11 protein-coding genes are annotated in these 12556 nt (G+C 47.8%); 1 reads left to right on the top strand and 10 read right to left on the bottom strand.

Going from position 1 to position 12556, the window contains the following annotated elements; all coding sequences use genetic code 11:
- Positions 1–52: 52 nt before the first annotated feature.
- The 8 genes from M8332_RS03175 to M8332_RS03140 form a co-directional block, all read right to left on the bottom strand.
- Entirely contained in the window at positions 53–2131 is a 2079-nt protein-coding gene (locus M8332_RS03175; RefSeq protein WP_435370799.1) for a peptidoglycan D,D-transpeptidase FtsI family protein, read from the bottom strand.
- A gap of 159 nt (positions 2132–2290) precedes the next feature.
- Positions 2291–2767 carry a transcription elongation factor GreA gene (greA, locus tag M8332_RS03170; RefSeq protein WP_252750160.1) on the bottom strand — a complete coding sequence of 159 codons (477 nt, stop codon included), beginning with the start codon at positions 2765–2767 and terminating at the stop codon, positions 2291–2293.
- 68 nt (positions 2768–2835) lie between these two features.
- The gene (gene udk / locus M8332_RS03165; protein ID WP_252780725.1) at positions 2836–3495 is read right to left on the bottom strand and encodes a uridine kinase; all 660 of its coding nucleotides are present in this window, start codon (positions 3493–3495) and stop codon (positions 2836–2838) included.
- A 23-nt stretch (positions 3496–3518) separates the two neighbouring features.
- A complete protein-coding gene (gene pheT / locus M8332_RS03160) occupies positions 3519–5933 on the bottom strand; it encodes a phenylalanine--tRNA ligase subunit beta (protein ID WP_252780724.1) in 2415 nt (804 codons plus the stop codon).
- Positions 5934–5947: 14 nt separating this feature from the next.
- The gene (pheS, locus tag M8332_RS03155; protein ID WP_289847029.1) at positions 5948–6985 is read right to left on the bottom strand and encodes a phenylalanine--tRNA ligase subunit alpha; all 1038 of its coding nucleotides are present in this window, start codon (positions 6983–6985) and stop codon (positions 5948–5950) included.
- A gap of 276 nt (positions 6986–7261) precedes the next feature.
- A complete protein-coding gene (locus M8332_RS03150) occupies positions 7262–7606 on the bottom strand; it encodes a winged helix-turn-helix transcriptional regulator (protein WP_252780723.1) in 345 nt (114 codons plus the stop codon).
- Positions 7607–7626: 20 nt separating this feature from the next.
- A complete protein-coding gene (locus M8332_RS03145) occupies positions 7627–8109 on the bottom strand; it encodes an HD domain-containing protein (protein ID WP_252780722.1) in 483 nt (160 codons plus the stop codon).
- A gap of 14 nt (positions 8110–8123) precedes the next feature.
- Positions 8124–8891 carry a TrmH family RNA methyltransferase gene (locus M8332_RS03140; RefSeq protein WP_252780721.1) on the bottom strand — a complete coding sequence of 256 codons (768 nt, stop codon included), beginning with the start codon at positions 8889–8891 and terminating at the stop codon, positions 8124–8126.
- 160 nt (positions 8892–9051) lie between these two features.
- Between M8332_RS03140 and yidC the strand changes: the two genes are divergently transcribed.
- A complete protein-coding gene (gene yidC / locus M8332_RS03135) occupies positions 9052–9978 on the top strand; it encodes a membrane protein insertase YidC (protein WP_252780720.1) in 927 nt (308 codons plus the stop codon).
- Positions 9979–10124: 146 nt separating this feature from the next.
- Here yidC and M8332_RS03130 read toward each other — a convergent pair whose 3' ends face one another.
- Together M8332_RS03130 and M8332_RS03125 are read right to left on the bottom strand one after the other, a co-directional pair.
- On the bottom strand, positions 10125–10826 hold the full coding sequence (locus M8332_RS03130; protein ID WP_252780719.1) for a Bax inhibitor-1/YccA family protein: 702 nt from the start codon (positions 10824–10826) through the stop codon (positions 10125–10127).
- 70 nt (positions 10827–10896) lie between these two features.
- Positions 10897–12339 (bottom strand): glutamate--cysteine ligase, encoded by a 1443-nt coding sequence (locus M8332_RS03125; RefSeq protein ID WP_252780718.1) that lies wholly within the window; start codon positions 12337–12339, stop codon positions 10897–10899.
- Positions 12340–12556: the final 217 nt, after the last annotated feature.

The raw sequence follows: 12556 nt of genomic DNA, 5'->3' as shown, positions 1-12556 counted from the left end.
ACCATAATTTCTACTAATTAACCAAATAAATGTTAAGTATTTCTACTTGACGCTACTTATCGGTATGCTGGACGTCTTTCCAGTAAGCCCGGTAAATGTTTTTAGCCAGGTCTGTATTATTACTTTCGGCATTATCAGGGAGGTTCGTCATTGCTAAGGCAACCACAACCTGCGGATGATCAGACGGTGCATACGAAGCTAAACTCAACGTAGTCGTCGCCTGTCCATTATAGAAGGTTTGCGCTGTTCCCGTTTTAGCAGATACTTCTGGGTTTAATTCAGCCAACGCGCCCCCCGTCTTGTACTTGCTGTGCCCGTGGACCACTTGGTAGAATCCTTGCTTTAAGACCCGCAATTCGTCCGTACTCATCGGCACCGTGTTAAGGGCTTGTGGCATGATTGTTTCCCGGATTGCTCCCAGCTTACCGGTTTTCGCATTCGTACTCCGGACGTTTTGAACTACGTGCGGACGTAAGCGGTAGCCACCGTTTGCAATGGTCGACATGTATTGGGCAACTTGTAAGGTAGTATAGCCATCGTAGTTCCCAAAGGATTCATCGAGCGACTTCCCAATGTTGGCATAGCCCCCTGGTCCCTTAATCCCGGTCGTTTCGTTTGGTAAGTCAACTCCAGTCTTCACCCCTAACCCGAACTGATTAAAGTAGCCACGTTCGATGTTAAAGATGTTCGGACTCAAGTTTAACGGAGCCCCTGGAACGTAGTGGAAGCCGCCTTCTTTCATGGCCAACTGCATCATGTAGGAGTTTGAAGATACTTCTAGCGCGTCAGCCGCCGTTAACGGAAGGTTCGCCGAGCCGTTTTTATTAAACCACGAACTCTTAATACTGCCCCCATTTTTAATCGGCATATCAGTTAACGTACTACTTTCAGGGGTAATTACCTTGCTCTTGAAGGCCCCATAAATGGTTGCGCCCTTCACCACGGATCCCATTGTGATCGAGTTATTCATAACCCCAAGATCATTTTGACTTACTTTTCCGGTCTTTGGATCCCGGTTTACTCCGGCCATCCCAATGATGGCCCCGTTGTTCGGATTCATGACAACGGCATAGGTTCCCGTTGCATTTCCTCCGGGTTGGGCGTTTTTAACCATCTCCTGCAGTTCCTTTTGGAACTTCGCGTTAATCGAAAGTTGAAGATTGTCTCCCCGCCGGCCCGGATATTGCTTCACAGCTTTAATGATTTGGTTATCACTGTTAAGCTTAATCGCTGTTTGGGATTTTGAGCCCCGTAAAACCGGTTCGTACTGTTCTTCCAAGCTGTTATTTCCAGCCGCTTCATTTTGTGAGTAGCCCTGCGACAGAAGCTGGTTCATCCGGCTTTCTGGTAAGCCAGCCTGATTAGACGTCACCGTCCCGGTAATCGGCTGAATTTCTTTTCCATCCGGATATTCCCGAGTCCAGTTTGTCCCTACTTGGACGCCGGGCAGTTGCTTAGCATGCTCACCCACCTTGGCAATTTCCTGGTTAGTGACGTGATCATACTTAACGTACGTCGTGGTCAAGCGGTAGGCCCCACTCATCGACGTATAAATGGCAGCGGCGTTCTTAAATTGATCCGTTGCTTGGTATGGTGGTTTCTTTTGTGCGAGTTTTAATTCCGCTTCAACCAGTTGATCGGGATTTAAAGCTTGATGGTTGGAAACCTTCGTAGCCATTTGCTTTTGGTGCTCGCTACTTGCCAAATAGAACTGTGCCATTTGCTTTTTCGTCAACTTCTTCGTTGGCACCTGAATAATTTTACTTAACCGGTTCGCCACCTGATACATATCGTTCACCGTTACTTTCGGTCCCCGCGTATAGGTAATCGCCCGTTCGGTTTTATTGCCCGCCAAAAGCTTTCCGGTCGAGTCATAAATCATTCCCCGTTGCACGTTTCCATAAACCGTTGAACTGTTGTTTTTATTCACGATCGACTTAAAGTAGTTTCCCTGAATTAGTTGGAGGTCCGCTAGTTTCCAGATTAACACCGCAAACAAAATACCTACTAAAGCAAAGATTAAGTTTAAGCGAAAGGGAATTCGCTTATTTCCATTTTCATGTCGACTAGTTCGTGTTTTTTTCTTAAAAAATCGACTAAAGAAATTACCCACGATGTTGCTCCTCTTCATTTAATTATTTAACATCCCATGCCAATCAAGGCAGCTTTTTCCATTATTACATTATCCGCGAGCAACCGCAATCAGGGCCCCTCCCAAAAGTAGCGCAGTGGTAATTTGATAAGAAAAAACTCGCGAAAGGTAATCCTTTGCGAGTCTCTTACTCAATCACTATTTAACCGAAATGATTTGCACGTGCATCACACCGTCGGGAATCTCAATGTCAACTTCTTCGCCCACTTTGTGACCTAATAAGCCCTTGGCAATTGGGGAGTCGTTGGAAACCTTACCTGACAACGGATCAGCTTCTGCTGCCCCGACGATTTGGTACGTTTCCGGATCCTCATCCGGTAGTTCCTTAAACTCAACCGTTTTTCCAACGCTTACTTCGTCGCTAGCAGTTTGTTCTTCGTCCACGACCTCAGCAAACTGGAGCATGTGTTCCACGGTATTAATCCGACTTTCTAGTAGTGCTTGTTCGTTTTTTGCTGATTTGTATTCTGAATTTTCGGATAAATCACCATAACTTCTGGCAATCTTAATTTGTTCAATCACGTGGGGGCGCTGATTAGTCTTTAAATCTTCTAATTCGGCTTCAAGCTTAACTTTCCCCTCTTTGGTCATTGGATATACTTTATCTTCAGCCATGATTCCACCTCAATTATTTTAGTCAACTTAGAATTTATCACGAACCGCGGCGATTATCAAATAAAAAGTTAGTCGGCAATTACCGGGTCTTCATCATTCGTCCCCAAAATTGCCTTAATTTTGGTGGCCAACAAATCAATGGCAACGTTATTTTTACCACCCCGTGGAATGATAATGTCGGCATAGCGTTTCGATGGCTCTACGAACTGCTGGTACATGGGTCGGACGGTCCCTAAATACTGTTGAATCACCGAATCAAGCGAGCGCCCGCGTTCCTTGGTATCTCGTTGGATTCTTCGAATTAACCGGATGTCATCGGCCGTATCCACAAAGACCTTGATATCCATCAGATCCCGGAGACGGGGATCATTCAGGGTTAAAATGCCCTCCAAAATAATCACATCCGTCGGCACTTGCCGTTCCGTTTTCGTGCTGCGCGTAAACTCGGTGTAATCATAAACTGGTTTTTCAATCGTCTCGTAGTTTAACAACCGGCGTAACTGATCAACCAACAAATCATTATCAAAGGCATCGGGATGGTCATAATTAACCTTTTTGCGTTCCGCCATGCTTAAATCAGTTTGATCTTTGTAATATGAATCCTGTTGAATAATTGAAATCGAGTGTCCCAATAACCGTTGTAAGATTGCGCGACTAACCGTTGTCTTGCCACTACTAGATCCGCCCGTTACACCAATAATGACCGGACGCGTTTGTTTTGTTTCCATGCGTGCTCTGTCCCTCTCTTTTTCTATCGGATTTCTGCTTGTAACTCGGATTTCAAGTATTGTTCCACCTTTGCCAGGGCCTGGTTAACCACGTCATCTTGAAGGGTGGCCGCTGGATTTTCAAAGCTCAGGGTATATGCTAGTGACTTTTGCCCCGCTGGTACGTGTTCACCAACGTAAACATCAAAGAGGTTAACATCGTGGAGATAGGCCCCCCCACGTTGCCAAATTAGCTGAGTTACTTCCGCGTTAGTCACGCTTTCAGCCACTAACATGGCCACGTCCCGTTTAATTCCGGGTAACGAACTAACCACTTGATATTGGGCTTCGCGTTTCGGTGCCTGAATTAACTGATCCAAATCTAAATCAAAGACGTAGGTTGGTTTAATTTTAAATTGTTTTGCGACCTGCGGATGAACCTGCCCGATAAAGCCTAGCACGGCTCCATCCAATTTCACGAGCGCCGTCCGCCCGGGATGCATCTCTGCCATTTGGTCAGTTGCTTCGTACGTAATGGTTCCTTGGAGCGACAAGGTTTGCAGGTACTGAGCCAGAATTCCCTTCAACGCAAAGAAGTCCACCGGTTGTGGGTGCTGGTTCCACGTAGGGGTAGGTAAGGTCCCCGAAATAGCGGCCGCAACGTGCTCAATTTCTAATGGGCGGACCTGGTCAACGGACTGTTTGGCAAAGACCCGTCCCTGTTCGTACAACGGCACGTTTTCCACGCCCCGGGCCTGGTTGTAAGCAATGTCATCTAATAACCCACTGACCAAGTTCATCCGTAAGACCGAGTGATCCTTAGTCATGGGCCACTGCAGTGTCGTAGCAAAGTTCGGCTGCAGCAGAAACATTGCCGCCTTTTCGGGAGTTGTCAGTGAGTAAGAAATTGCGTGGTTTAATCCTGACCCTTGTAGGGTTTGTCGCGAGTGGCGCATTAAGCGTTGCGCCGGGGTTAACCCGCCCGCCGTTGTTTGGGTGACTGGGAGGGTTTGTGGGAGCTGGTCATACCCATAAATCCGGGCCACTTCTTCAATCAAATCGGCATCAATGTGAATATCCCAACACCGGGTCGGAACGGTGACCTCCATGGTCTGATCCGTTTCTGTGACCGCAAATCCGAGGCGGGTGAAGATGGACTGAATGGTGTTGGCACTCAAATCGGTCCCTAGCACGTGATTAATTCGGGCGGGCGTAATCTTAATTACCTGCGGAGTAACGGTGGCTTGACTCCCAGTTACCGCTCCCTGGCTGGCAGTGCCCCCAGCAATGGTTTGCAGTAATCCTGCTGCATAGTGTAAGGCATTGACTACGTTTCCCTGATCAACGCCCCGTTCAAAGCGCTGGGAAGCGTCTGTATGCAGGTTTTCCGCTTGCGCCATTTTTCTCGTCCGCACGGGATCAAAGACCGCTGCTTCCAACACAACATCCGTAGTGTCCGTGGTTACCCGAGTGGCAATACCACCCATCAGGCCGGCCAAGGCCACCGGTTGGTTGCCACTGGCAATGACAACGTCTTGATCCGTCAGCTCCCGAGCTTGTTCATCCAACGTCGTAATGGTTTCGCCCGGTTGGGCCGCCCGAACGCTTAAAGCTGTACTTGGCAGTTGGTTTAAATCATACGCATGTAACGGTTGTCCCAGCATTAACATCACGTAGTTCGTAACATCAACTACGTTGTTAATGGGTTTAATGCCTGCGTTCCAGAGGCGAATTTGTAACCACAACGGGCTCGGATGAACCTGCACGTTTTTAACCACTTGCACATGGTATTGGGATGCCAGTTGCGCATCAGCTGTGGCAGCAATCGCGGTGGAACTCGGTTCGGCACCAGTAGCCGTCGCTGGAGTCACCTCAAACTGGGCGGGCTCGTTTAAAACGGCCGCTAAGTCATACACTACCCCCCGCATACTGAGCATGTCCCCGCGGTTAGGGGTCACGTCCAAATCTAACATGGCGTCATCCATCCCTAAGTAAGGATACACCGGTGCTCCTAACTCGGCATCATCCGGGAGAAAGTAGATGCCATCCTTCCATTCGTCTGGAACGACGTCCTTGGGAAAGCCAATTTCATCTAACGCACATAACATCCCATCCGATTTCACGCCCCGCATTTTGGCCTTTTTGATTTTTACGTTACCAGCCACACGGGCGCCAGGCATCGCAACAATCACCTTTTTGCCAACGGCCACGTTAGGAGCCCCACACACAATTTGTTGAATTGCATCCGGACCAACCTGGACTTGACAAATGTTCAAATGGCCAGCATCAGGATGCTTTTCAATGCTGACAATTTCTCCAACAATTAACTTTTTTAAGCCGTCCTGGCGCCGTTTAACTGAGTTAACCTCCACTGAGGTTCGTTCAATTTTTTCGCCGAGGGCAACGGGATCCAGCTCAAGGTTTAGATACTTACTGAGCCAATCATACGAAAGTAACATGGACAATCCTCCTGTTAATCAAACTGCGTTAAGAATTTCAGGTTATTCAAATAGAAATCACGAATGTCGTTAACCCCATACTTCAACATAGCAAAGCGATCCGGGCCAACGCCAAAGGCAAAACCGCCGTAAGTTTCAGGGTCAACTCCGGCCATCTGCAAAACGTTTGGGTGCACCATGCCGGCTCCTAAGACTTCGATCCAGCCGGAACCCTTACAAACTGAACAGCCCTTGCCACCACAATTCATGCAGGTAATGTCGGCTTCGACCGATGGTTCTGTAAATGGGAAATAACTCGGGCGAAGCCGGACCGCAAACTTGGATCCAAATAACGCGTGCGTCATGGCTGCCAAGGTCCCCTTGAGATCGGCCATCGTAATGTGTTTGTCAATGACAATTCCTTCAACTTGATGGAACTGGTGCGAATGAGTCGGATCATCAGTATCCCGCCGAAAAACCACTCCTGGAGAAATCATTTTCAAAGGTCCCGTAGAAAAATCGTGGGTTTCTAACGCCCGAGCTTGCATGGGCGAAGTATGCGTCCGCATTAAAATTTCCTTCGTGATGTAGAACGTGTCCTGCATATCACGAGCGGGATGATCCTTTGGCAGGTTCATCATCTCAAAGTTATAGTATTCTTCTTCCACCTCTGGACCGCTTAAAACCTGGTAGCCCATTCCAATGAAAATATCCTCAATTTCATCGATAATTTTTTGAATGACGTGGGGGTGTCCAAACGGAATCTGGTCCCCGGGTAAAGTAACGTCAATTTTTTCAGCCGCTAGTTGCTGGTTCATGGCCACCGTTTCTAAGTCGGTTAACTTAGTTTGTAGCGCTTGCGTGAGCTGATCTCGCACCTGGTTAGCTAAACTACCCACGACGGGCCGTTCAGCTACCGGTAAGTCGGCAATACCGCGAAGGGTGGTTGTAATCGACCCCTTTTTCCCGAGTAACTTCACTTTAATTTGATTAAGGGTTTGCTGATCCGGCGCAGCTGCAATTTGTTGCAACCCCGTCTCCTTAATTGTTTCTAATTCTGTTTGCAAACTCATAGAAATCCTCCTTCAATTTGGTCCAGAAAAAAAGCTCCGCCCCCATTGACCGGGACGAAGCTTCGCGTTACCACCCACATTCGTAAGTTTCCTTACGCACTCATGTAATGTGGTAACGACCATCAGCCGGGCATTGTTTGCACATGCCTACAGTTTAAAGCGAATTCAGTTTCAATGACTACTTTCAGCCTGCATAGCCTCTCTGTTCGAATGTGAAACCTACTACCTCTTTAACTATCGTAGTTACTAAAAATATAAAACATTCCCGCTGGTTGGTCAAGCCTCATCATGCTGATTACACCACTTATCCGCCCAGGCGTGGGTGGCTTCCATCACCGGACGTAAATCCTGCCCCTTGGGGGTTAAATCGTACAAAATCAGAGCCGAGTCAGCACTGGTCTTGCGGGTTACGATCCCACACGCTTGCAGTTCTTTCAACCGTGCCGTCAAGACCCGGTCGCTACAATCAGCAACCTTTAAGGCTAGTTCTCCAAACCGCAGTGGACCACTTACCAATAGTGACTGAATGATCATTCCGTTCCACTTTCGTCCCAAAATTCGAAACGCTTCCTGAAAACTAGCACATAAACAAGCTTCAGCCCGCATTCGTTTCTTTCCCATTTTAAAGGGACTCCTCTGCTTTATTTTTTAAATACTTGTTTCATCTTTGTTTCAATTGGATGTATAAATTCATGAACGGCTGCATAGTCGTCCACCAAGGAAACAATTACACTCTCCTTATACTTCGGCCGGGCCAACGTTAATCCCCACATGTGCTTCAAGATAATATCCTCTTCCTTCGGGGTTAGTTCGGTAAGCTGATGGGCATTACGAAGGGCCACCCGGGGGTGAATAAAGGCATGACTCCCGACCGCAAACTTGGTGGTGCGCCAGTCATAGTAAAATAAATCGTGCAACAAGCCCCCCCGGGCGGCTGCCCGGTAATCTAAATGGCACTTCTTCGCAATTCGATAACTTTCGTAGGAAACATATAAACAATGTTTGAGCCGCGTCGAATGGTGATGTTGTGTATAGTTGGCCAGTTTCTGGACCGCCGGCGTTTGTAACAGGTCCTGCACACAGGCCACGTACTCCGGATCCGTCTGCCAAGCTGGTTTTGTCATATGATCACCTCGTTTTAATGTGCCGTAATACGAAACATAATCACCGCCGCTGCAATCGCAACGTTCAATGATTCTGCGTGGCCTTGAATGGGAATATACAAGTTGTTCGTGGTCTGTTGCAATAACGCCTGGTCCATCCCATTCCCCTCGTTCCCCATGATCAGAGCAAAATCAGTTTGGGGCGAAATCGTGCGGTAGTTAACCGCCGCCGGATTTAGCTCCGTTCCATAGATGGGAACCTGGTGCTCTTGAAACTGCTTGATGACGGTGGGTAATGCCTGTTGAACGACCTGTAAATGAAACTGACTCCCCTGCATGGCCCGCAAAACTTTACTATGGTAAGGATTGGCAGTCCCAGTTCCAAACACCACTCCGCGAAAGCCGGCTGCATCAGCGGTCCGCACCATCGTCCCAATGTTACCGGGATCCTGGACGTGGTCTAACAGTAACCACGCTCCTTTGGGGACAATGGTGCTCACCGCACCCGGTAGCTTGCACACGAGAAAGATTCCCTGGGGGGTTTGCGTGTCACCGAGTTCCTGGGCAACGGCTTCAGAAATCAACGTCACCGGTTGGTCGGTGAGCGCCGCTCCGTGCTCCAAATACTGGTCATCGGTCGCATATATCATCACGATGTCTGTGGCTGGTAATGCCACCAAGGCCGCCTGCACTAAATGCCAGCTTTCCAATAAATATTGGTGTTGCTGCTTGCGCCCCTTAGCCGTGGTTAATTTTTTTACAATTTTAATTCGTTGGTTTTGTTTCGAATTAATTCGTTCCATCTTAATCCCCACTTGTTTCCTAATTAAGCTAATTTTATCACATCCCCACCAAAAGGTGGCATTTAACTTCGAAGCCCCGACTAAGCAGGCATAAAATTGCAGTTCGGTGGGGTTTAGGTTAAGATTAGAGCTATGATTGAAAGTTAAAGGAGTAAATAATATGAAAATCGGCAAAAAACTGGCCTTATTAGGTCTGACTGGGCTCGCTGGGTTGACGCTGTCTGGCTGTGTGCAAACGGACGCCCACGGCAAACCCTATGGATTAGTTTATGACTACCTAGCCGTTCCCGGTCAACACGTAATGGATTGGCTCGCAAAGTTCGTTGGAGGCTACGGCTGGTCTCTCATCGTGATTACCGTCGTCGTTCGCTTACTGTTACTTCCGATGATGGTCAACCAGGTGAAAAAATCCACCGTCCAGCAGGAAAAAATGGCCCTCGTCAAACCACAGTTAACGAAGCTGCAACAGTTGATGAAAAATGCCAAAACCCAACAGGAACAGATGGCCCTTAATCAACAAATGATGCGGCTCTATAAAGACAATAATATCAGTATGACCGGAGGGATTGGTTGCTTACCCCTCCTCATTCAATTGCCCGTCTTTGCCGCCCTCTACGCGGCCATTCGGTATTCACCAGAACTTTCCCACACGGTATTCATGGGCATTCAACTGGGGCAACGAAGCCTCTTGTTAGCCGTCCTCTCTCTAATTGTATATGGAATCCAGGGTTATCTGTCTGTAATTGGCATGCCAAAGGAGCAACGGAAACAAATGGGCTTTATGATGTTAATTAGTCCGATTATGATTTTCTTTGTAACCTTGTCTTCTCCGGCTGGCCTAGGGATCTACTTCTTCATTGGCGGCCTCTTTGCAATCTTGCAACAACTAATTGTTAACGCCTACCGGCCTAAAATTGTGGCCCAGGTTAATGCAGAAGCCAAGCGGAATCCGCCCAAGGTAGTGGTCTCAGAAGAAGTGGTCCAGACCGAAGATCAAATTGCCAAAGAAGAACAGAACCAATCTACGACTAAGCAACCCCAACACCACCGCAATCAAAATAAACAACGCCATCATCACGATGACTAACTAGTAAAAAGGCATTGTTCCCTGCGAACAATGCTTTTTTTGTGCAATTACCTAAGTAACCTTAGTTTAACTTACCGGGGCTGACTTGCAATTTCAACACGGTGTAAACAAAAAACACCTCCCAAACGAAAGGTGTTTTTTGGAATCTAATTATTATTACTTTGACCAGCTCCGAAGAGTTCGACCAAAATTTCAAACAGGTTCAAGACATCAATGTAGATGTTTAAGGCGCCAATGGTACTATACTTTTCTAACTGACTTTCTGACGTTACTTGGTTAGCGTATTGCTTAACGCTCTGCGTATCAACGATAATGTAGAACGAAAAGATTACCAACAAGACCACATCTAGGAGCAGGTAGAAGCCTGGGATGCGAATGAAAATTGCCACAATCGATAACACTACTGCTGCTAATAAGGCCCAGAATAAATAGATTCCCATTGGAATATAATTCTTCTTGGTGTGGTTAGCATAGTAAGTTAGGCCTCCAAACATGAGCGCCGTGGCTAACATTGCTAACCCAACAGTATTCATGTTGTAGTAAACCAACAGCGGACTCGTCGAAACCCCAAACAAAACTGTCAAGGCGTAATAAATTCCATTGGCCGTCGATGGACTGGAGTTTTCATTGCTAACCGAGCGGGATAGCATGAACATGAGTCCAATCATAATTACCAAAAAGATTAATGAAGTTCCTAATCCCATTGACATGATAAAGCCACGCATAAACGTCGCCATAAAGGCCATCACAAGCCCCGTAATGATTAACCCAATCGTCACCTTTTGGTACGTTTTGGCAATTAACCGTTGGGCGAGATCCTGCGTGTTTCCTAAAATTTCACCATTCATAATGTAACCCCCTTTATTAAGTTATCAAATATCATTATACCATGTTTCTGGCGCTAATCGTTAGCCGCAACTACTGAAAATACGCTTGCCACAGTGCTTGAAGCTCCGCTAGTTGCGCGGGATTGGTCACCGTGATAGGGGCGTGATCAGCAATGGTTACCACCAGTTTAGTTGGGGTCGCCACTCTAAATGGAATGCCAGTCTGCGCAAGGTAGCGATACACCGGGACCAACGCTGGAACAACGTCCGGAAATTGTGCGGTCAGCGTCGCTCCTTGGCGAGCCCGTTTGGTTGCAAGCCCCCGTTGAAAGCCAAACTCACTTAGAGAATCCTGGCGGACATAGGAAACTAACCGTCCTGCGGTGGTCTGCTGTGGATTCTGGAGTCGGTCGTGCACCATTGCTAAGCTGGCCTGCCAATCTGCGGGATTTGGTAATTGCTTCACAACGAGTTGTAACTGCTCCACCAACTGCTTAGCACTAGCCTGCAAATCGGCCGGTAATGGAGCCGTCGGAGCGGCAAGGGCAACCTGATCATTGGCAGTGGCAGCATCCGCCAGGCGCTTAGCATCCCAAGGTTCGGGAAACAGGATCCCTGCTAGAATTAGTAAGCGAACCACCCGGAGGGTCGTTGGAGCAATACCATCCGCAGCAAAGGGATCGTTATCGAGCGTCCGTAATTCCAAATAATCAATTCCCTGCTGCGGAATCGAGGCTAACCCCTTTTTTGCCTTTAAGCGCACTGGTCCGTAAAACTCACTAGGGGCAAATAATTTGTTCATACGAATCGCGTCAAGTTGTTGGTTAACAAAATCCGCCAGCCGCTGATAGCTAACGTGAACATCCGCCCGGTTTCCAAAGCCCCGATGACTGGCACGCAGCGAGCGGACTAAGGGGCGCGGCGCTGGTTGATTTTCATCCAGCGGACTAGCTCCAAATAAATACGTTAATAACCACCGAAATCCCACTAATTCCTGGGTGATCTGAAACATTAACTGGTTTTTGGCTGTTACCTGGTCTGCAATTTGATGTCGTGCTTGATACCAGTTCACGATTGCGGGCGTTGGCGAGTAACTAACGTGCACCCCACACATAATGTGCTGCAACGGGCCGTACTTCGCCAGCAATAAATCCCGATAGCCCTGATACCAATCCCGTTTGAAGGTCTTTTCTAAAAAGGTCACGTCAGTTGGTTGCAACTTTGGGGGCATTGACAGGGGCCAAATCACTTCATCTGGGTGTAATTGTTCCATTAATAACTGTTGCAAACTGTGCAACTGGCTACTGACCGCTCGGACGGCTTGGTGTGGAGCCGTAATTAACTCCTCCATGCTTTCCGAAAAATCAGTTTGAAAGTAGGGCTGGTAGTGCCGGTCCCCCAGTTGGGCCGGATGATCAAACCGCGAGAGCCGGCGGGGATGTTGTTCCACCCGGTGCTCTTCAATTTCGACCCCAGTCCAACCGGATAGTAACGTTTCAACTGTTACAGCTGCGTTCTGCTTTTTTTGCCCCATCGTGGTCCCTCTTTCTCATTTGCGCTAATCACTCATCAACTGCTAAGTAACGTCCGGACGGGTTGGCGATCTCCCTGCTTTTTACCATCATGCACGCCGGCAAAGCAAAAATCACGAACATGTTCCCATCGAGTGCCGTAACCGCTCGTTAAATCAGCATTTTGAACCGTTACTTACTTTTAGTTATGCGTATTTTACCAGAGCGCAGCCTAATGTC

The organism is Fructilactobacillus ixorae, assembly GCF_024029915.1.
GTDB lineage: Bacteria > Bacillota > Bacilli > Lactobacillales > Lactobacillaceae > Fructilactobacillus > Fructilactobacillus ixorae.
This window is presented reverse-complemented; position numbering and strand designations above follow the sequence as displayed.

Excerpts from the sequence above, each read along its gene's own strand:
- M8332_RS03175 (WP_435370799.1), bottom strand. The coding sequence starts at position 2,131 with ATGAAGAGGAGCAACATCGTGGGTAATTTCTTTAGTCGATTTTTTAAG.
- greA (WP_252750160.1), bottom strand. The coding sequence starts at position 2,767 with ATGGCTGAAGATAAAGTATATCCAATGACCAAAGAGGGGAAAGTTAAG.
- udk (WP_252780725.1), bottom strand. The coding sequence starts at position 3,495 with ATGGAAACAAAACAAACGCGTCCGGTCATTATTGGTGTAACGGGCGGA.
- pheT (WP_252780724.1), bottom strand. The coding sequence starts at position 5,933 with ATGTTACTTTCGTATGATTGGCTCAGTAAGTATCTAAACCTTGAGCTG.
- pheS (WP_289847029.1), bottom strand. The coding sequence starts at position 6,985 with ATGAGTTTGCAAACAGAATTAGAAACAATTAAGGAGACGGGGTTGCAA.
- M8332_RS03150 (WP_252780723.1), bottom strand. The coding sequence starts at position 7,606 with ATGGGAAAGAAACGAATGCGGGCTGAAGCTTGTTTATGTGCTAGTTTT.
- M8332_RS03145 (WP_252780722.1), bottom strand. The coding sequence starts at position 8,109 with ATGACAAAACCAGCTTGGCAGACGGATCCGGAGTACGTGGCCTGTGTG.
- M8332_RS03140 (WP_252780721.1), bottom strand. The coding sequence starts at position 8,891 with ATGGAACGAATTAATTCGAAACAAAACCAACGAATTAAAATTGTAAAA.
- yidC (WP_252780720.1), top strand. The coding sequence starts at position 9,052 with ATGAAAATCGGCAAAAAACTGGCCTTATTAGGTCTGACTGGGCTCGCT.
- M8332_RS03130 (WP_252780719.1), bottom strand. The coding sequence starts at position 10,826 with ATGAATGGTGAAATTTTAGGAAACACGCAGGATCTCGCCCAACGGTTA.
- M8332_RS03125 (WP_252780718.1), bottom strand. The coding sequence starts at position 12,339 with ATGGGGCAAAAAAAGCAGAACGCAGCTGTAACAGTTGAAACGTTACTA.